Origin of the sequence: Clostridium sp. LY3-2, assembly GCF_024705715.1 — a bacterium.
GTDB lineage: Bacteria > Bacillota > Clostridia > Clostridiales > Clostridiaceae > Clostridium.
The window spans coordinates 75,030-95,567 of the sequence record NZ_JAMDLQ010000009.1 but is presented as its reverse complement, the minus strand read 5'-3'; the positions used below and the strand labels follow the sequence as shown (position 1 = coordinate 95,567).

Annotated in this window: 16 protein-coding genes; 11 read left to right on the top strand and 5 right to left on the bottom strand. The window is 26.7% G+C overall.

What is annotated here, in order from left to right; all coding sequences use genetic code 11:
* Positions 1-83: 83 nt before the first annotated feature.
* From M4I33_RS01975 to M4I33_RS01960, 4 genes are all read left to right on the top strand, one after another.
* Positions 84-1,418, top strand: coding sequence for an MATE family efflux transporter (locus M4I33_RS01975; RefSeq protein ID WP_257915196.1), 1,335 nt, complete (start codon positions 84-86; stop codon positions 1,416-1,418).
* Between the two features lie 58 nt (positions 1,419-1,476).
* Positions 1,477-2,241 (top strand): carbohydrate deacetylase, encoded by a 765-nt coding sequence (locus M4I33_RS01970; protein WP_257915195.1) that lies wholly within the window; start codon positions 1,477-1,479, stop codon positions 2,239-2,241.
* Between the two features lies 1 nt (position 2,242).
* The gene (locus M4I33_RS01965; protein WP_257915194.1) at positions 2,243-2,422 is read left to right on the top strand and encodes a DUF4250 domain-containing protein; all 180 of its coding nucleotides are present in this window, start codon (positions 2,243-2,245) and stop codon (positions 2,420-2,422) included.
* 418 nt (positions 2,423-2,840) lie between these two features.
* Positions 2,841-3,335: an HdeD family acid-resistance protein gene (locus tag M4I33_RS01960; RefSeq protein ID WP_194192292.1), complete on the top strand. Its 495-nt coding sequence runs from the start codon at positions 2,841-2,843 to the stop codon at positions 3,333-3,335.
* Between the two features lie 29 nt (positions 3,336-3,364).
* Here M4I33_RS01960 and M4I33_RS01955 read toward each other — a convergent pair whose 3' ends face one another.
* Positions 3,365-4,066 (bottom strand): polysaccharide deacetylase family protein, encoded by a 702-nt coding sequence (locus tag M4I33_RS01955; protein WP_257915193.1) that lies wholly within the window; start codon positions 4,064-4,066, stop codon positions 3,365-3,367.
* Positions 4,067-4,406: 340 nt separating this feature from the next.
* On the opposite strand from M4I33_RS01955, the gene M4I33_RS01950 reads away from it, so the two are divergent.
* From M4I33_RS01950 to M4I33_RS01930, 5 genes are all read left to right on the top strand, one after another.
* Complete coding sequence (locus tag M4I33_RS01950; RefSeq protein WP_374707685.1) at positions 4,407-5,678, top strand: uracil-xanthine permease family protein; 1,272 nt, start codon at positions 4,407-4,409, stop codon at positions 5,676-5,678.
* Between the two features lie 143 nt (positions 5,679-5,821).
* Positions 5,822-8,077, top strand: coding sequence for a GGDEF domain-containing phosphodiesterase (locus M4I33_RS01945; protein ID WP_257915191.1), 2,256 nt, complete (start codon positions 5,822-5,824; stop codon positions 8,075-8,077).
* A gap of 30 nt (positions 8,078-8,107) precedes the next feature.
* Positions 8,108-13,348 carry a GGDEF domain-containing protein gene (locus M4I33_RS01940; protein WP_257915190.1) on the top strand — a complete coding sequence of 1,747 codons (5,241 nt, stop codon included), beginning with the start codon at positions 8,108-8,110 and terminating at the stop codon, positions 13,346-13,348.
* 66 nt (positions 13,349-13,414) lie between these two features.
* Positions 13,415-13,729 carry a collagen binding domain-containing protein gene (locus M4I33_RS01935; RefSeq protein WP_257915189.1) on the top strand — a complete coding sequence of 105 codons (315 nt, stop codon included), beginning with the start codon at positions 13,415-13,417 and terminating at the stop codon, positions 13,727-13,729.
* 61 nt (positions 13,730-13,790) lie between these two features.
* The gene (locus M4I33_RS01930; RefSeq protein ID WP_257915188.1) at positions 13,791-14,243 is read left to right on the top strand and encodes a dUTP diphosphatase; all 453 of its coding nucleotides are present in this window, start codon (positions 13,791-13,793) and stop codon (positions 14,241-14,243) included.
* Between the two features lie 19 nt (positions 14,244-14,262).
* Here M4I33_RS01930 and abc-f read toward each other — a convergent pair whose 3' ends face one another.
* The 3 genes from abc-f to M4I33_RS01915 form a co-directional block, all read right to left on the bottom strand.
* Positions 14,263-16,197, bottom strand: a complete 1,935-nt coding sequence (gene abc-f / locus M4I33_RS01925; protein WP_257915187.1) for a ribosomal protection-like ABC-F family protein — start codon at positions 16,195-16,197, stop codon at positions 14,263-14,265.
* Positions 16,198-16,342: 145 nt separating this feature from the next.
* Entirely contained in the window at positions 16,343-16,954 is a 612-nt protein-coding gene (locus M4I33_RS01920) for a DUF4397 domain-containing protein (protein WP_257915223.1), read from the bottom strand.
* Positions 16,955-16,963: 9 nt separating this feature from the next.
* On the bottom strand, positions 16,964-17,416 hold the full coding sequence (locus M4I33_RS01915; RefSeq protein WP_257915186.1) for a hypothetical protein: 453 nt from the start codon (positions 17,414-17,416) through the stop codon (positions 16,964-16,966).
* 148 nt (positions 17,417-17,564) lie between these two features.
* On the opposite strand from M4I33_RS01915, the gene M4I33_RS01910 reads away from it, so the two are divergent.
* Positions 17,565-18,854 carry an aminotransferase class V-fold PLP-dependent enzyme gene (locus M4I33_RS01910; RefSeq protein WP_257915185.1) on the top strand — a complete coding sequence of 430 codons (1,290 nt, stop codon included), beginning with the start codon at positions 17,565-17,567 and terminating at the stop codon, positions 18,852-18,854.
* A 31-nt stretch (positions 18,855-18,885) separates the two neighbouring features.
* A complete protein-coding gene (locus M4I33_RS01905) occupies positions 18,886-19,164 on the top strand; it encodes a hypothetical protein (RefSeq protein ID WP_257915184.1) in 279 nt (92 codons plus the stop codon).
* A gap of 51 nt (positions 19,165-19,215) precedes the next feature.
* On the opposite strand, the gene M4I33_RS01900 is transcribed toward M4I33_RS01905, so the two are convergent.
* Positions 19,216-20,436, bottom strand: a complete 1,221-nt coding sequence (locus M4I33_RS01900) for a 6-phosphofructokinase (protein WP_257915183.1) — start codon at positions 20,434-20,436, stop codon at positions 19,216-19,218.
* Positions 20,437-20,538: the final 102 nt, after the last annotated feature.

Below are 20,538 nucleotides of genomic sequence, written 5' to 3'. Positions count from 1 at the left end.
TTATTGAAAATATAAGTAATAAAATATATAATTTAGTAAAATAAAAAAGATAATATAGGGTTTAGAATTTTTTTGGAGGAAAGATGGATAAAAAAGTTGATTTACTAAAAGATGATTTATTTTCTCTTATAATTAAATATATGGTTCCTAGTATATTTGGAATGCTAGGGCTAGCTTCTTGCATATTTTTAGATACTATGTTTATAGGATGGGGAATAGGTAATTTAGGACTTGCATCTTTAAATATTGCAATTCCAACATTTAATCTGTTTAACTCTATAGGTGCAATTTGTGGAGTTGGAGGTGCGACTGCTTTAGCTATAAGTATAGGGAGAAAAAAGTATGAAAGCTTAGATGAAATATTTACTTTATCTATTTTTATTGCAACAATCATAGGAATTTTGTTAACTATTTTTGGAACGGTATTTATTGATGATATAGTAAATATATTAGGGGCGTCTTCTGATACTTTTTCCTATGTTAAAAGTTATCTTTTAGTCGTTTTAAGTGGAAGTTTAGGATTTATATTACAAAATGCTATGAACGTATTTGTACGAAATGATGGAAATCCTAAATTATCGATGTGGTCTATAATTTTTTCAAATTTAACTAATATTGTATTCGACTATATATTTATTTTTCCATTAGATATGGGAATGAAAGGCGCAGCACTTGCAACTGTTATTGCACAGTTTGCAGGACTTTTTGTTTTATCTTTTCACTTTATAAAAAAGAAAAATACTATAAATTTTAAATTTAAGAAATTAAAATTTAGATTTTTGAAAAGAATAATAACAAACGGACTTCCAAGCTTCGTTTTAGAAATATCATCAGGTCTTGTAATATTTATGTTTAATATAAAAATTGGAGAAATAAGTGGGGATTTAGCATTATCAGCCTATAGCATAATTGCAAATGTTGCACTTATATTTATTGCAATATTTAATGGTATCTCACAAGGGCTTCAACCTATTTTTGGTGTGAACTTTGGGGGAGGCAAAACTCATAGAGTTTTAAATTCTTATAAAATTGGAAGAAATATTACACTTGGATTTGGATTATTATTCTTCTTAATTGGATTTTTAAAGCCAGAGTGGATTGTAAATATTTTTTCTAAAGATACAGAAACTCTTATGGAAATTTCAGTTAATGGAATTAGAATTTATTTTATAGGTTTTATTATTATGGGAGTTAACATACTAAACGTTGGACTTTTACAAGCTATTGAAAAATCAAAAATATCAACTATTCTATCTCTTTTAAGAGGACTAGTTTTGATAGTTATTATTTTAAACTTATTTAGTAAATTTTTTGGGTTAAATGGTGTTTGGATGACTATACCTATAGTTGAAGGAATCACTTTTATTATATCTACGTTACTTATAAAGAGAGATAGAGAAATATACGGCATAAATTAATAAAAAGTGATATAATTAAAATGATTACAATAGATAAGGGTTAGGAGAGGGATTATTTATGAAATTAATTATTAATGCAGATGATTTTGCACTAACTAACAAAGTTACAGAGGGAATTATAAAAAGCATAAAATTAGGTGTAGTTAGGGATACTACTATAATGGTAAACACTGATTCTTTTAATGAAAGCGTAAGACTCTCTAAAGAAAATGGTATTTTTAAAATGGGTATTCACCTTAATTTAACTTGTGGAAAGCCTCTTTTAAAGAGAGAAGAAGTTAAAACTATTTGTGATGAATCTGGAAACTTTTTTAGAAAACCTAAGCTTATTCCAAAGGATATAAATCTTTTAGAAGTAGAAAAAGAGTATAGAGCTCAAATTAAAAGGTTTAAAGAAAGTGGTTTAAAATTAAATCACATAGATTCACATCATCACACGTATATCTTTAATGATTCACTATTAGATATAGTAATTAAACTAGCACTTGAAGAAGGCGTTCCAATTAGATGTCCTTTAAATGAAAAGCTAGATTACATAAGAAAAAAGGGAGTTAAGACTCCAGATTATTTTGAAAAGAGTTTTTATGGAGATAGTTTAGATGGAGACCATCTTATAAAAAGAATAGAGGAATTAAAAGAAAAATATGATGTAGTTGAATTTATGGTTCACCCAGCTATAGTAGATGAAAAGTTAAAAGAGATAAGCTCTTATAGCGATCCCCGCGAAAAAGAACTTGAAATATTAACTTCAAAGGAAGTTAAAAATTATATAGATAATAATAATATAGAATTATGTTCTTTTGACATATTAAAGGAGGACTAAAATGGACGTTTTAAATATGGATCCAAATATTTTACTTAGTATTATAAATTTAAAGCTTAGAGATTATTATAGTAATTTAGATTCTTTATGTGAAGATATGGATATAAATAAAGAAATTTTAGAAAAAAGATTAAAAGAAATAGATTATATCTATGATAGAGATAAGAACCAATTTAAATAAGAGGAGTGATTTTTATGAATTTAAAAAAGACTGGGAAATTAGCGGTTTTATTAGCTGCAAGTACTGCATTAGTTGCAAGTTTATTAAATGATAAAAAAAGAAAAGAAGAAATGAATAAAAGTGAATAAATAAAAAAGACTTATCTTAAAGGTAAGTCTTTTTTATTTGAAATTTAAAGAGTTTTTTATGTATTTATGAAAAAAAAAATTTACGAAGAATTAATGGGAAAAAGTGTAAAAAACTAGCAATTCAAAGATAATGCTAGTAATTTAAAGCTTTTAAGGAATAAAAGATATGAACATTGTAATTTAAGGTTAAAAAGACAAATATTAAAGTAAAAGGGAATTTAAAACAAAAGATAAATACCTAAAATTATTATATTATAAATATATAATAATTAAAGAAAGGAGAGAGTCTTATGAAAACAGGAACAAAGGCGCTTTTTATAATAGAAGGAATTCTATTAGCAATTGTAGGAATTTTATTTTTTGCATACCCAGCAGAGTCATTAATTAATTTTACGCAAGTAATTGGTGTACTTATAATTATTTCAGGGGTAATATCTTTATTTAAAGGTGGAGAGTTTGATAGAAGAGGATTATTTATACTTATGGGGATAATTAATATCCTTTTTGGATTATTATTAGCGTTTAGCCCTATAACATCTATAGAAGCTTTAGTATTGTATTTTGGTATTTGGTGCATAATTAGAGGAATTATCCTTTTATGCGGAGAATTTAAATACGGTTCATTTGGATTTAATATTAGGACTATATACACTATACTTTTAGTTGTTGCAGGTGTAGTTATAATAATATACCCAATCACAGCATTAATAATAACACCTTATATAATAGGAGTTTACTTTATTTTAACTGCTGTATTTGAAATAGGTTTAATGTTTGAATTATAAGATAAGAGCAGGTCTAAATAAGACCTGCTTTATTTTATGTAGTGGTATAACTCTTTAGTGTCAGAATTAATAGTTTTGAATTTGTAGTTATTATCTTTATAGTATTTAATTATTTCTTTAAGGGCTTTAGGTGAATTTTTATTTGCAGTTCCACAGTGCATTAAAAGAATTATTGAATCTTTTTTTGATTTAGAATTTTTTATAAATAAACTTTCGTTTGCATTATAAAATTCTCCATCTTTACTATCTACATTCCAATCGTAGATTTTTAAATTATTTTTGTGAAGTAAATCTACTAAAGATTCTTTTAGTTTATAGGTGTTATTATTACAGCCAAAAGGAAATCTAAGTGCAGTTGGCTTTATTCCAACAGTTTTATATATTAATTCTTGAGTAGTTAGCATCTCTTTTAAAAATTTATTGTTGTCATTATAAAGGTTATTCCTTTCGTGAGTAAAACTATGAAGCCCTAAACTATGCCCTTCTTCGTAAATCCTTTTTAAAATATCCTCCCTACCATTTATTTCTTTTCCGACTATAAAAAAGGTCCCCTTAACATCTTCTTCTTTTAAAATATCTAAAATTTCTGAAGTGACATTTGTTGAAGGTCCATCATCAAAGGTTAAATAAATTTCTTTATCTTTTTCACTTAAGTTAAAAACATTTAAATCAGTAGATACGTTAAAAAAGATAGAGGTAAAAAAACTTAAAAATAGTATAAAATATCTCATAAAATCTCTCCTTAAAATCAAATTTTATTTATTTTGCCCAAATTAAATTATAAATATATAAAAAAACATAGATTTAATATTTTGAATATGTTATAATTTAAAAAAATAAATCTCTTTAAATTAGTCCAGAGAGACTAGTAAGAAGTTAATTGTGATTTAGAAATATTTTATATATTTCTTAAAAGTTTAAGATAATTAATTCAAGTTTGTACGTAACTTCTTACTTAAAAGTAAGAAGTTTTTTATTTTTTTAAATACAAAAAATAAAAAGAGACCTTTTAAATGCAGTCCAGAGAGGCTGACAAAGGGAGAGTAAAAGCTCTCCTAAAATAGGAGTGATATTTATATGGAATTATTCGTAAAAGAAGAAACTTTAGAAAAGAGAAGTTTAAAAGAAAAGGTTATAAGAGGGGTGCTTGCACTTCAACACTTAATAGCTATGTTTGGAGCGACGGTTTTAGTGCCGATGCTTACAGGGTTAGACCCGTCAGTTGCATTATTTACAGCAGGAGCGGGAACGTTGATATTTCATATATGCACAAAAGGTAAAGTACCAGTATTTTTAGGTTCATCATTTGCATTTATTTCAGTTATAAACGCTGTAAAAGCAGATTATGGAGATCTAAGGTATGCACAAGGTGGAATGCTAGTTGCAGGGTTACTTTTTGTAGTAGCATCATTTGTTATTAAAAAAATAGGTGTAGATAAGGTTAAGAGAATACTTCCAGCACAAGTTGTTGGACCTATGATTATGGTAATTGGTTTAAATCTAATTCCAACTGCTATAGGAATGGCTCAAAAAGGAGTACTTCTTGCAGCTATAACTTTAGGAACGGCATTAATTGTAAGATTCCTTGGAAGAGGGTTTACAAGACAAATATCTATATTAATCGCAGTTGGGGTAGGATATATTCTTGCACTAATTATGGGATACGTAGATACAAACGCTATAGGGGAAGCAGCATTTTTTGCAACTCCAAACTTTACACTACCTAAATTTAATATAGGGGCAATAATGATAATTGCACCAGTAGTTTTAGCAGTTTTTATGGAACACGTAGGAGATATAACAACTAATGGAACAGTAGTAGGTAAAAACTTTATAGAAAACCCAGGATTAAATAGAACTTTCTTAGGAGATGGACTAGCTACTATTATGGCATCATTTCTTGGAGGACCTGCAAATACAACTTACGGTGAAAACACAGGAGTTCTTGCAGTTACTAAAAACTATGACCCATCAATACTTAGAATAACAGCATTATTTGCAATAGGACTAAGCTTTATTTCAAAGTTTGGAGTAGCAATTAGAACAATACCAGAACCAGTTATGGGTGGAATTAGTATTATGTTATTCTCTATGATAACAATAGTTGGACCAAAGACTATTAAAAGCGAAAAAGTAAAAATGAATTTGAAAAATATAATAGTTATGGGATCTATAATATTTGTAGGACTTATAGCACCATACTTAAATCCAATGTTACAAGAAAATTTTGGGTTTATAGTAGGAATAAATATTACAGATACAGTTTCAATTTCAGGGCTAAGCTTAGCTGCAATAGTTGGAGTAGTTATGAATTTAATTTTAAATGGAATAAATAAAAAATAAAATAGAAAAATATCACCACGCTTTAATAAGCGTGGTTTTTTTATTTTTATATAAAGATTATACATAACGATAAACCAAAATATATATATATTCAATAAAATATGGTAAAATATAGGTAAATAAAAGGGTAAAGTAGGGGGATTATGAAATCAAGATTTATATATAAAAGAAAATATAAAAATTTAAAGTTCTTATTATTGGTTAGTGTAATAGTTTTATTATCTGTAATTATAAAATTAGAGGATTATATATATATAGTATATTCAGCGCTATTACTTTTAATTATAGTTATAAAGAATGAACAGGTAGAATCACTACTAGAAAACGAACTAGAATCTTCACTCCATAAACAAAGATATAAATTAGCCGTTGAAATTCTTGATGCTGCTATTTGGGAGTGGTATGAGGATGAGGGGTTGCTTTATTTAAGTAGTAGAATGAGAGGGATATTAGAAACAGATGAGGTTATAGATAACTTTAAAAAATTAGAAAAGTATATTTTTTCGAAAGATTTAGAGAAGGCTAAGAAAATATATTGTGAATTTATTAAAAGCAATAAGATTGGTGATATTGAGTTTGAACTTAGATTGCAAAGCCTAAGTGGGAGAATAATTCCATACAAGATAACAGGTAACTCAAAGATAGATGTAAAGGGATCATATTTTATAAATGGGGTAGCGATAGATCAATCTTATAGAAAAGAACAAGAAAAGAAATTAGAAGAGAGTGAAAAAAATTATAGAAGAGCACTTTTAGGAACAAAAGATATAATGTTTTGTTTAGATATAAAAACTGAAAATATGATATTAAACGGAAATGTATTTAGTTTATTTAATAAAGGCGAAAAAGCGTTAAGTAAAAAAGAATTATTAAAATACATTTTAGAAGGTGATAGAATTAAAATAAAGAAACTTTATAATTCCTTTGATGAAAAAGAAGGGGCTTATTATGAAACTGAATTTAGAATTAGAGTAGAAGATAAGATTAAGTGGGTAAGCCTTAGAGGAAAAACATTTATAGAGGATAACAAATTTTTAATATTTGGTTCTTTAAGCGACATTAGTGATAGAAAAGAAAAAGAAGATAAAATAAATTTTATGAGTTATTATGACGAAGTTACAGGTATTCCAAATAGAAGATATTTTAATGAAAAGGTAAAGAGAAGAATAAGTATATGTTTAGAGAAAAAAAGAAATTTAGCTATAGTATTTATAGATTTAGATAATTTTAAATATATAAATGACACTTACGGTCATGATATAGGAGATGAACTGTTAAAAAATATATGCAATTCAATATATAAAATTATTGGTATAGACTCAGTTATAGCAAGGTTTGGAGGAGATGAATTCGTTTTATCAATTGAAAACTTCAAAACTAAAGATGAACTAGAAGGTATTTTAGATAACATTATAAAGGTCAGTAATATAAAGGTATCTATAGATAATAGAAATATATATTGTACTTTAAGCATGGGGGTAACTGTACTTAGAGTAGATGGATACGAACTTAAAACATTACTAAAGAAAGCTGATGTTGCTATGTATAATGCTAAATCTTTAGGTAAAAATCAGTATAATTTCTTTGATCGCGATGTGTCGGAAAAAATTGATAGAGAGTTTAAGATTAAAGAAGGTTTAATACATGCAATAGAGGAAAAGGAACTTTACGGAATGTTACAACCTAAATATTATTCTAAAGATCAAACTATTGAAGGATATGAATATCTAGTAAGGTGGGAAAGCTCTGAACTTGGAATAGTACCCCCTTTTGAGTTTATTCCTATAGCTGAAAGCTTTGGTCTTATAAATGAAATAGGGGAATATGTTATAGAAGATGCTTTTTCTATGATAAAAGAATTAGGTAGACTATCTAATAAAGATTTCAAAATAGCAATAAATATATCAGAAGTTCAAATAAGGGATGACGCTATAGTTAACTTTATTAGAAAGAAAATAGAGGAATATAATATTGATACAAGATATATAGAAATAGAAATTACTGAAAGCGTAATAATGAAATGTGCAGAAAAAAATATAGATACACTAAGAAAATTAAAGTCTCTTGGAATTACAATAGCTTTAGATGATTTTGGGACTGGATATTCTTCTTTAAGTTATTTAAGGGTATTACCTATAGATGTCTTAAAGATAGATAAAAGCTTTGTTGATTATATAAATAAAGAAAAGAAAAGTGAATATATAATAGAAAAAATTATAGAACTTTCTCATAGCTTAAATTTAAAAGTTGTAGCAGAAGGAGTAGAAACCAAAGAACAATTTAAGTATTTAAAAAATGTAGGATGTGATTTAATTCAAGGGTATTATTTTTCTAAGCCTAAATCTTATGGAGAAATACTACAAAATGAAAAAGATATTATAAAAAAAGTTAACGTTTAACTGATGCTTGAAGGGTGAATGGTATAAATTATGAGAGTTATAAATGGTAAATATAAAATAATTGATAAGATAAGAGAATATGGGGGAGTTTCAGAATATAAAGTGTCTGATACAGAAAAAGATACTTATTGTACTTTAAATATTTGTAATAATGAAATAATGAATTTAAATTTAAGAAATTATCTTTGTAAGAACTTTAAAAGTATAAGGAATTTAAATTGTGTAGGTGTTTTTAATATTATTGACTTAATAAATATTAAGTCAATAGACGGTATAGCACTTGAAAATAAGCAATATGGCTTTTTAGGTGAATATTTTTCAGATATTATAGATGTAAATGAGAGATTAAGTGTTTGCACTAAGGAAGAAAAGATAAAGGTGTTTATGAAGGTAGCTGCAAATTTAAATACTATAAATAGAAAAGGGTATGTTTATAAAGACATAACTTTAAAAAATATCAAGATGGTAAGTTTAGACGATAAAAGATATATTATAAAACTTCCAAGCGTATTATCAGTTGAATTAAACAATATGGAAAATCTGATTTTAGAAAATTCAAGTAATGACTTTAGAGAAAATATAATACTTAGAGAAAAAGAAAATAACCTTTTAGAGTTAATGAAAATATATAAAGAGATATTTATAAATGAAGAGATAGATAGGGAGTTAGATAATATTATAAAAGATCAAATAAATGATAAATATAATATTGACAGGTTTTATACAATAGATGAGTTTATAACATTTATAAATAAAAAGCTCGGTAAAAGGTTTCCAAGATTTCATTATAAAAGCATAAATAAAATAATAGAAGATATAGACGTTGCAGGTAGAAATATTGAGATAGATAATATAATGAAAAAGTTTTTAAACTCAAGTGAAAGCGGATTTAAATCAAAATTTATGATATATAACGGAGTTTTAGGAATTGGTAAGACTAAATTTTTAGAAGAAATAAAAGATAGACTTAAATTTGTTTATAATATACCAGTTCTCCAAATCCCTAAAAAGAAGAACTTAGAAGAGATGCAAAAAACAAAAAAGGCTATAATAAACGAAGTGGATAGAGTTTTAAATATAGATATAAAAGATAATATAATAAGATTTGTAGATAATCTAAGTAATAAAAATGAAGATTACAATTTAGAGGAAACTAGAACAAATTATCAAATAATGAATGATGGAATTAAACTACTTGAAAAATACACTAAAAATTCAAAAGTTGTAATTCTTATAGATAATTTAGAAAAACACAATATGTTTTTAAAGATGTATGTAAAGCATCTAGCATCTAATTTAAATAGAATAAATAATATTTTAGTTATAGCAACTATTGAAAGCTATGAAAGAGATACTGAACTTGAAAGAATGGTAGCTAGCTTAAAATCAGAAGTTGATATTTCAGAGTACAAATTAGATTTATTTAATGAATATTACACAAGAGATATGGTATCTAAGATGCTAAACAGCAATAAAGATATTGATAAAATATCAAAACTTATACATGAAGAGAGTCTTGGAAATCCAGGGATGATTTCAGAGAGAATAAAGGATTTATTCTCTAAAGGAAAACTTTATGTTTCAGGAAAAACAGGATATTGGATAAGTGAATTTGGAAGAGAAATTGAAAGGATACCAAAAAGGTTTGAAGTAGATTATAAAGATAAACTAAATATTATGGAAGAAGATGAATTTTTAGTTTTAAAAAGACTCTCAACATTTAACTTTCCAATATCAGAAGAACTTATTTTAAATGATATCTTACCTAGAAAGGAAGAGTATGTTTATGCATACTATAGAATTAAAGAAGAAAATATATTAATTCAAAACTTTACAGATTTAGGCGTTACAATTGGATTTAAAGATTATTTTTATAAGAGAATGATTTATAAAAATATTGATAAGATTGGAAGAAAAAAAATACATAGACTAAACTTACTTTCCTTAAAAAATTATGAAAATAGCAACAATTATTATATAGAAGAAGTTATATATCAATTAGAACAAGCTGAAGAGTTTGAGTCTATGGTAGAAAAAGGTTTAGAGTATGGTGAAAAACTTTCAAAAGAAGGTGATGAATCTAAAGCTATAGATGTCTATAAAAATATATTAACCCACACTAAAGATAGGGAGAGGTGTATTTTATGTTATAAAATAGCAGCACTTTATAGAAAGGTTGAATATTATAATGAATCATATATTTTCTATAGTGACTCAAGAAATTTAGCTAAAGAGCATGGGCTTAAAGATATAGAAATAAAATCTATTATATTCATGGCTTATATTCAAATAGAGAGAAGAAGATTTGAAAAGGTAAGCGGACTTTTAAATGATATAAAATACCTTTTAAATGGGTATGATTACCCTTTAGGGAAAGCGTATGTTTATTATATTAAAGCACTTTATATGTATAATTTAGGACTTAGAGAAGAGGCTTCTGATATATCTAAGATAGGACTAGAAGTCATAAAAGGAGATGGACTTGAAGTAGTTAGAGCTAGGTTATGTTCATTTTTATTTAGATATAATATAGAGTCTTCTAGAAATGAGAGAACTTTAAAAGATATGGAATATTGCTTAGATATATTCTTAAAAAATGGTGATTGGCAGGAGTATTTAAGTGCGCTTATAAATACTGGAATATATTTAGCGGAAGTATCTAGAGATTTTAAACAGGCAGAAATGATTTTTAAAAAGGCAAACAAAGAAGGAAAGAGTAGAAATATTATAAGAGTTCAGTTTAAAGCCCTTATTAATTTATCTCATTTAAAAATTTATGAAGGTGATTATAAAGAAGCTGAAAATCTCACAGAAGAAGCTATATCTCTTATAAAGTCCTCTAAGGTTTTAGAAAATTATATATTAGTTGCGTATTGGAACCTTATTTATATTTCAGCATTATCAGGTAAGATAATAAGAATGATAAAGCTTAGAAAAATGGTAGAAGGACAAGAAGATATAAATAAATTAACTAATAGATATGTGATTAATCTAGAATTAGTTAAATCTAATTACTACTTTTATTTAGGTGACTTTGAAAAAGCTAGATTAGAAGCTAAAAAACTTTCAAATGAGGATAGCCTTAATACAGTTAGTAATATTTTATATAATTTAAAATATAAATTAATGCAAATAACAGAAGAAACAGATGAAGAGGAAATAATTGAGACTGTTAAATCTATTATGACTTTAAAAGAAGATGACACTTTAAAAAGAATAATAGCTAGATATTTCTCAGAAGTAATAGTAAATTTATATAAATTAAATAGGATTGATTTAGCAAAGAAATTAATAAGTATAATAGGAAGACACTCTATAGATATAACAACACTTGATGAAGCAAAATACGTAGAAATTCAATTTGTTTATAGAGAATATGGACTAAATACTTTAATAAATAGAGCCCTTAGGATAATTGGATTTACTAAAAGTGAAAATGATAAATTGAATTTAAATTATATGATTGGTAAATGCTATGAAAATATAGGCTCAAGTAGAAAATCAATTTATTATTACTATGAAGCCTTTGTTATTATTACTAAAAGAATAAACAGTCTTAATGATAGCAAGCTTAAGTTTATAAATTTAAAATCTAATCTTAATATATTTAATTCTTTAATTTTATGTATTAAAAATGTTTTAGGGAAAGATTTTAAAATGGTTGAAGTAGATGAATTTAGAAGTCTTAATGATTATTATGAATTTATAAACGAGATGAGTGTAAATAATCTATTTAAAATAAAGAATTTTAGAGAAACCGTAATAGAGGATTATCAAAACACTTATTACAATTATAATAATGATATTAAATATGTTTTAAATTCATTTAGTGATAATATTTTAAACAATATAGAATTGATTTTAAAATATATTGCAAATAAAACCTTAGGAACCTCAGCACTTTTAACTTATAACGATTCAAATGGAGAAAATAAAGTATTAGCTTCTTATAGAATAAAAGAAGAAAAATTTTTAGAAAAGAAATTAAATAAAACTATAAAGGTTGATGAAGTAATAGTTAATGAAAGTAGTTTAACAGAAGAATCATTAGGAGCATATACATTAAACGATGATATAAAATCTTGCCTTTATATAAATATAAAAAGTAAGATAGGAAGTAGAAATAAACACGTAGGCCAGCTTTTAGTTTTAGCTGATAAAGCTATAAATAACATAAACTATGAAAGCAAAAAAGAGATAAAAGAACTTGAAGCTGTATTAATATTTTTAATAGAACAATATAAAATAAACTTAGCATCAACTAGAGACAAGCTTACAGGGGCATATAATAGAGCTTATTTTGAAAAAGCATACTCTGATATTATTGATTATTCAAATTATAAAAATTCCTACTTTTCTTTAGTTATATTTGATATAGATAATTTTAAAGGGGTAAATGATAAGTATGGTCACCCTGTAGGAGATGTAGTTTTAAAAAAGATTTCAGATATTGTTCGCAAAAATAAAGCTAAAGACGATATTTTCTGTAGGTACGGGGGAGAGGAGTTTGTGCTTATACTTCCTTTAAAAGATGAGAAATTAGCCTTTAGTCAAGCTGAACTTATAAGGCATAAAATAGAAGAAGCTGATATTTTAAAAGGTAAGAGAGAATTAACTATAAGTCTTGGAATAGCAACATATAATGTTCATTCAAAAAACAAAAACGACCTAATTAAAAGGGCTGATGAGGCCTTATATGAAGCAAAGAAGACTGGGAAAAATAAAGTTAAGGTTTGGGAAGCTGAATTTAGTAAGCAATCTGAATACAATGACAAACTTGCAGGGATACTTACGGGAAATGCAGCTTATGATTATGATAAAGTTTCTTCTATGATTGAAATGCTAAATATAACAAAGAGTAAAAATGATAAGATAACTAAAATATATGAAATGATGAAAAAGTTAATTATTAAAACTGATTCTACAGAGTCTTATATATTCTTTGTAGAACATGATAGGATTTTAGATATGAAAAGGGTAGTTAAAGATTTTGAAGGGTTTTCTGAAATCGGATACTTTAACAAAGATATAATAAGAGAAGTTAGAATAAATAGAGAAGGGATCTACACTATAGATTGGGAAGAAATAAAAGAAGTAGGTTCTTTAGAAACTATTCCAAAATGGCACTCAATTTGTGTGTTGCCTTTAATAAATGGTGAAAAACTTAAAGGTATTTTATACTTTTCAGCACCAGCTTATATAAAGGAATTTGATTTTAAAGATTTTAACTATATCCAAACACTTTCAGATTATATATCTATTTTATTATAACGTATAACAAAAAAACCTCCTTAAACATAGGCTATATAGTGCTTAAAATTTAAGGAGGATTTTTTTATGGAAGCTCAAAATAAAAATAGTGGCAAAATAAAGGTTTACACAGTTTTAGATTCAGTAGATGGGGAAAAGCTTAAAGGAATTAAAATAAATTTATATAGAATAAATGGAGTTTCACCTAGTTTAGAAGAAAGTAAATATACAGATGAGAATGGATATGTAGAATTTACTTCTATTCCTGATGGTAATTATAGAATTATAGAAATTATAGATAAAAGGAAATTTTTAAAACCTTCTTATAGAAAGTGGAATGAAGTTAATATATCTAAAGCTTTAAGAGAAGCAGAAATTTTTATAATAAATAAAATTAGATAATATTAAATATTTTTGTTATACTTTAATAAAAGTTTTAAAATAGAGAAGGAATTGATACAAGATGGAAATTAGAATAAAATATTTCGAAGGTGCAGTTAGACTTAAAAAAATAGCTAAAGGAAACTGGATAGATGTATATGCAAACAAAGATATGTTCATAAAAGAAGGGGAAAGAGCTATGATACCTTTAGGCTTTGCTTTAGAATTGCCAAAAGGGTATGAAGCTCATTTAGCACCTAGAAGTTCAACATTTAAAACATGGGGAATAATTCAAACAAACAGTGTTGGAGTTGTTGATGATACTTATATTGGGGATAATGATCAGTGGCATATGCCAGTTTTTTGTCTTCAAGGAAAAGATTTAAATGAAGACGTTAAAGGTACATTTATAAAAAGAGGAGATAAAATAGGCCAATTTAGAACTATGGAAGTTATGGGAGATATAGAACTTTTAGAAGTAGACTCTTTTGGAAATGAAGATAGAGGTGGTTTTGGAACTACCGGGAAAAAATAATAGGAGCTAAATTTAGCTCCTATTCTTCACTTAATGCTTCTGTTAGTTCTTCCCATTCATTATAAAGTTCTTCTATTTTATTTTGAGTTTCTGATATTTCATTATTTACCCTTACAGATTCAGGAGGGTTTGAATAAACTTCTTCTAAACATAAACTGTTAGTTAATTTATCTAAAGTTTCTTCACTTTCTGAAATTTCTTTTTCAACTTCACGAAGTCTAGTTCTCTTTACTCTTATTTCTTTTTGTTGTAGTTTTACTTTTTTCTTTTCCTCTTTTAATTTTGTTTTAGTTTTGCCATTTTGGATTGCATCTAAAGTTTCGTATCTTTGAGGATTTTCTTTTTTATCCATATAATAAGAATAATTTCCAAGGTATTCAGAAATTCCATTTTCTTTAAGTTCAACTATTTTATTTATTACCTTATTTAAAAAGTATCTATCATGGGAAATTATAAGCATACTTCCATCATACTCTAAAATAGCATTTTCTAAAGCTTCTCTAGATATTATATCTAAGTGGTTTGTAGGTTCGTCAAGAAGTAGAAAGTTTGATTTTGAAAGCATAAGCTTTAAAAGATTTATTCTACATTTTTCTCCACCACTTAAAGTTTCTATCTTTTTAAATACATCATCACCTGTAAATAAGAATGAGCCTAGTGCAGTTCTTATATGAGTTGTAGTAAGTTCAGGGTATGTATCCCAAATTTCATCTAGTATGCTTTTATCAGGGTCTAAATAAGCTTGTTCTTGATCATAATACCCTATTTCTACGTTTGCGCCTAAAACTACGCTACCTGAATCAGCTTTTATTTTATTCATTATTATATTTAATAAAGTAGTCTTACCTCTACCATTTTCACCTATTAAAGCTATCTTTTCTCCTCTTTTTAAATCGAAGTTAACATCGTTAAAAAGGTGAGTGTTTCCAAAAGACTTACTTAATTTTTCTACATGCAATACATCATACCCGCTTTTAACAGTAGTATTAAAAGATATTTTAGAAGCTCCCTTTTCTTTGTCGGGGGCATCTAGTTTTACCATCTTTTCTAATGCTTTTTCACGGCTCTCAGCTTTTCTAATGCTTTTTTCACGGTTAAAAGATCTAAATTTTTCGATTATTTCTTCTTGTCTTTTAATTTCTGATTGCTGAAGATTATAAGCTTTTAATTGAGTTTCGTAATCTTTTTTTCTAAGGTCAAGATATTTAGTATAAGATGCGTTATAGCAGTTAACGTGTCCGTTTATAACTTGAAAGGTTCTATTAGTTACAGCATCTAGGAAAAATCTATCGTGGGATATTAAAAGAAGAGTTCCTTTATAAGAGTTTAGGAATTCTTCAAGCCATTCGATAGCTTCTAAATCTAGGTGGTTTGTAGGTTCGTCTAGTAGTAGTATATCAGGAGATTGAAGTAATAATTTACTTAAAGCAATCCTTGTTTTTTGACCACCGCTTAAATTTGTTATGCATTTATTAAAATCTTCTTCTAAAAATCCAAGCCCTTTTAAAACCCTAGATATTTCACCTCTAAAGGTATAACCACCTCTATGTTCATAAAGGTCTTGAGAAGTTGTATATTTTTTAATAAGCTCATCGTGGTATGAGGAATTATTTTCATCATACGGTTCATTAAGCTTCCATTCTAAATCCTTTATTCTTTCTTCAAGCCTAAGTAAATCAACAAAAACTGTAGAAGCTTCTTCATAAATAGTGTTAGAAGTTTCTAAGTTTAAATGCTGGTCTAAATAACCTAAAGTCTTATTTTTATCTAAAAATATTTCTCCATCATCAAAAGAAAGTCTTTTTGCTAATATTTTAAATAGAGTTGATTTACCTTCTCCGTTTGGTCCGATAATACCAACCTTATCACCTTCATTTACAGCAAGAGTAACACCTTTTAAAATTTCATCTATTCCATAGCTTTTTTTTATATTTTTACAACTTAAAACTATCATTTTTATCCTCGCTTTATCCTTTTCTTAAGTCTTTAGTTTCTATTATACTATGTAAAAAAATTCTTATCAATTTTAAGATAAATAAAGAGAAGCTTAGACTAAGATTATAATCTTAATATAAGCTTCTCTTTAAAAATAAAATATTTTAACCGTCAGTTTGCAAAAGATATCCAAGTTGAGGTTCTCCATTTAATAAACCAATTACATAAAGTGATTGAAATTCTCCTGGAAGTAAAACTACATCTTTTATAGTTTTACTAATTGCATTTGCCCCTGAAAAACTTATTTTAAAGGTATAAACACCAGGGGATAGAGGATAATAACCAGTTGTTTCAACGTATTCAACATCTTTAAATAATACTTTAATATTTTGAAGGCTTAAAGTCATTAAAGGAGCGTTTGGCGAAATATTTAAAAATCTTAAAAAAGAAATTTCTTTTCCACCTTTACTACTAGAATCTTTTAACTTAAAAAGATCTGTCTCCCCATTATTTTTTACTAATGAAAGAGTTTCTATAGAATTTGGAACAACTTCTATATTTTTTTTGAAAATAGGAGAGTCGTATGTTCCACTTTTAAACACTTCTAAAATATAAGAAGAAGGGCTAAAGGTATTGTAATTTGTTATATCTCCAAACTCTATATTTGAGCCAACTAAGTTACCACTTACATATATGTCTACAGAACCTAAACTTGGGTTTCCATGAAGAAATCTAAGCTTTGAGTCAAATTTAGGTAAGCTATCTCTAAGTAACATCTTTTTCACCTACTCTCTATCTTTATTACAATAGTTAATAGTTGAATTAACTATTCTATTTATTATTCTCTTAGCTATTGGAATTGGGATTTTATAAGCTTTTAAAACATTTAAAATTTGTGGTTCTTCATTAATTATCTTTTCTAAAACTTCATGAGGATTACATTTTTTCTTATTTCTGTTTTGGTCTAAATCATCTAAATTAATTTCATCAAATTCAGCTTCACTAAGTTCTATAGTTCTTAAAATATCTGTTTGAAGCTCATTTGTTTTATCTTCTCTTAAATAATTATTTTTGTTATATGAATAAAGAGTGTCATCACTTCTAAAACTAGAGATATTAAGAGTATCAGAAATGTTTTTAAAAGAGTATTCAATATCTACAAAAGAATTATTTAATTCTAATGGTATAAAGTCTAAATCATCATTGTCTTTTAACATATATTTTCTATCAGGTTTCATAACTTACCTCCAAACCTTAGTACTATAGTATAAAGTATATGAGCGCAAAACATTCTTGTTACTTATTATTATTCATATTTATATTCCTTTAGAACTAAGAAGAACACTAAGAATTAGTGGTGAATATAATAAAGTGGAGGAGATACTAATGGTTAAAAATAAAGATACTTTAAGAGATAAATTTGTAGGCGTTGATTGCGATATTAAACTTCCTAGCGGGATTTTAGTTAAAGCTTGTAATTTTGACAATGCAGCTACTACACCTCCGATGAAAAATGTAATTAGGAATACATCAATCCTTTATAAGTGCTATGGGTCTATAGGTAGAGGAACAGGACAAAAGCAATCTATGACAACTCATTATTTCGAAGAAGCAAGGGAGTATATTTTAGACTTCTTTAATGCAAGATATGAGGATAAATATACTGCAATATTTGTAAATAATACTACTTGTGGAATAAATAAAATAGCTAGTACACTCTTATATGATAAAAGAGTTATTTTAACAACAAGGATGGAACATCATTCTAATGATTTGCCTTGGAGGAAAAAGGCAGTTGTAGATTATGTTGAAGTTTTAAAAGATGGAAGAATCGATTATGAATCCCTTAAAGAAAAGCTAAAAGAACATGAAGGCAATATTAGATTTTTATCTATTACTGGCGCTTCAAATGTTACAGGATATATAAATGATATCCACAAAATAGCTAAGATGGTTCATAGAGCAGGCGGTAAGATTGTAGTTGATGGAGCGCAATTAGTTCCTCATAAAAAGGTTCAAATGTGCGTTAGTGACCCAGAAGAAAATATAGATTTTCTCGTATTTTCAGGACATAAACTTTATGCACCCTTTGGTAGTGGTGTGATTGTTGGATTAAAAGATGAATTTAATAAATGCTGTCCTGAAATGGAAGGGGGAGGAACTGTTAAATTAGTTAATGACTTTAGCGAAGAGTATTTAAATTCACCTGAAAAAAATGAAGCTGGAACTCCAAATTTTTTTGGTGCTATGGCTTTAATGTATGCCTTAAAAGAAATTGAGAGCATTGGGTATGATACTTTACTAAATCATGAGAAAAGTCTTTTTAAAGATCTATTAAATGGATTAAGGCGTTTAGATAAAATAACAAATTACGGAGATATAGAAAATATAGATGATAGACTTGGAATTGGAGTTTTTAATTTAGATGGAGTATTTCATGAAGATTTAGCTAAAGCTCTAGCTGATAGAAGAGGAATTGCAGTAAGGCACGGCTGGTTTTGTGCTCACCCTTATTGTAGAAGACTTATGAATTTAACAGAAGAGGAAAGTTCTAGATTTTTATATGATGAAAACTATAAAATGTATGGAATGGTTAGGGTAAGTATAGGTCCATACAACACAAAAGAAGAAATAGATATATTATTAAATGAATTAGAATATTTAAATAAAAGGTAATTGATTTAAAGTATTTTTTAAGGTGGTAATAATGAAAAGATGCGTTTATTGTGATAGAGAAATTACCTATGAATATTTAGAAAAACAAAAAAACAAGGAAGAAATAAGGTGTCCTATCTGTTATAAAAAACTAAAGGTAAATGAAATTAGTAGATTAGAATTTGTATCTATAGTCTCACTAATATCAATATTACTTCTATTATTACCACTTAAAATTTTATCTAGGATAATAGTCGTAAGTTTATTTATATATCTTTCTTTTAAATATTTAAAGGTTAGGATATATAAATACGAGGAAATAAAAAAATAAAGCAAAGAGAAATTTTTCTCTTTGCTTTATTTTTTTGATCATATAAACAAGTTAATTATTAAAAACATTATACTTTGGAAGATTATCTTCAAAGCATAAAGAAGGATTACCGTTTAATAATGGGTTAAAGTAAGAGATAGCTTCTTCTTTTATGTTATTACCTTCTTCATTTACCCATTCAGTTGGAAGATATTTTACGTTGTTTGCAACTTTAGAAGCTTCGATTTCGAAGAATTCTGTAGTATATTTAGAATCTTTATAAACTCTCTTTATAGCTACCATATAACCATTCTTGCCATCTTTTGCATATTTTAAAGCTTCATAGCCTGCATTATATGCCTCCTCAATATCAATATCAGAAGCGCAGTGCATAGCACATCTTTGTAAAATACCAAGTTCTAAAGCTTTTACTCTAGTTGAAATACCAGAGTCTAAAATTATTTGTCTTAAGTAGTTACTAACTCCACCTAATTGTGCATGTCCAAAATTATCTTGTGATACACAATCAAACTCAGAGACAAATCTACCAGAAGAATCACGAATACCTTCTGATACTACTATGTATACTTTGTTATTTCTTTTAAATCTTTCACGTACATCTTCTATAAACTTGATTTTATTAAATGCAACTTCTGGTACATATATAAAATCAACTACAGATTTTCCGTTTAACTTAGCTGCGCAAGCTGATGCTGCAAGCCAACCTGTATCTCTTCCCATAGTTTCAAGAATGAAAATACCATTATTTATATAAACAGAAGAGTCTAGGTATGTTTCTAAGATTGTTGTATTTATAAATTTAGCAGCGCTACCAAAACCTGGAGTGTGATCTGTATGCATTAAATCATTATCTATAGTTTTTGGTATTCCAATAAATTTTATATCTAAATTATTTTCTTTTGAATATTTTGAAAGCTTTGCTATAGTATCCATTGAATCATTTCCACCTACATAGAAGAAAGCTTCAATATTTAATTCTTTAAGAATATCTAAAAGCTTATCGTATTCCTCAGTTGATTCTTCTAAAGGTTTTAATTTATATCTGCAAGAACCTAGTCCTGATGAAGGTGTGTATTTAAAAGTATTTAAATCTTCGTCTGAAACATTTGAAAGATTTATTATATTTTTATTTAAAATACCTTCAACGCCATTAACACCTGCATAAACAGTATCATATAATTTAAAATCCTTATTTGCTTTTATTAGTCCTACTACACTTGAATTTATAACTGAAGTTGGTCCGCCCGATTGAGCTATTATACAATTTGCCATTAATATACTCCTTTATTATGTGAAATTTACTAATTATGATATACTAATTAGATATTTGATATACTCTATTTAATATAATACAACACTTTTTTATGTAAATAA

Coding starts and splice junctions, on each gene's coding strand:
- M4I33_RS01955 (WP_257915193.1), bottom strand. CDS start 4,066: ATGAGATATTTTATACTATTTTTAAGTTTTTTTACCTCTATCTTTTTT.
- M4I33_RS01960 (WP_194192292.1), top strand. CDS start 2,841: ATGAAAACAGGAACAAAGGCGCTTTTTATAATAGAAGGAATTCTATTA.
- M4I33_RS01905 (WP_257915184.1), top strand. CDS start 18,886: ATGAAAAGATGCGTTTATTGTGATAGAGAAATTACCTATGAATATTTA.
- M4I33_RS01930 (WP_257915188.1), top strand. CDS start 13,791: ATGGAAATTAGAATAAAATATTTCGAAGGTGCAGTTAGACTTAAAAAA.
- M4I33_RS01900 (WP_257915183.1), bottom strand. CDS start 20,436: ATGGCAAATTGTATAATAGCTCAATCGGGCGGACCAACTTCAGTTATA.
- M4I33_RS01970 (WP_257915195.1), top strand. CDS start 1,477: ATGAAATTAATTATTAATGCAGATGATTTTGCACTAACTAACAAAGTT.
- M4I33_RS01975 (WP_257915196.1), top strand. CDS start 84: ATGGATAAAAAAGTTGATTTACTAAAAGATGATTTATTTTCTCTTATA.
- M4I33_RS01965 (WP_257915194.1), top strand. CDS start 2,243: ATGGACGTTTTAAATATGGATCCAAATATTTTACTTAGTATTATAAAT.
- M4I33_RS01910 (WP_257915185.1), top strand. CDS start 17,565: ATGGTTAAAAATAAAGATACTTTAAGAGATAAATTTGTAGGCGTTGAT.
- M4I33_RS01935 (WP_257915189.1), top strand. CDS start 13,415: ATGGAAGCTCAAAATAAAAATAGTGGCAAAATAAAGGTTTACACAGTT.
- M4I33_RS01915 (WP_257915186.1), bottom strand. CDS start 17,416: ATGAAACCTGATAGAAAATATATGTTAAAAGACAATGATGATTTAGAC.
- M4I33_RS01920 (WP_257915223.1), bottom strand. CDS start 16,954: ATGTTACTTAGAGATAGCTTACCTAAATTTGACTCAAAGCTTAGATTT.
- M4I33_RS01945 (WP_257915191.1), top strand. CDS start 5,822: ATGAAATCAAGATTTATATATAAAAGAAAATATAAAAATTTAAAGTTC.
- M4I33_RS01940 (WP_257915190.1), top strand. CDS start 8,108: ATGAGAGTTATAAATGGTAAATATAAAATAATTGATAAGATAAGAGAA.
- abc-f (WP_257915187.1), bottom strand. CDS start 16,197: ATGATAGTTTTAAGTTGTAAAAATATAAAAAAAAGCTATGGAATAGAT.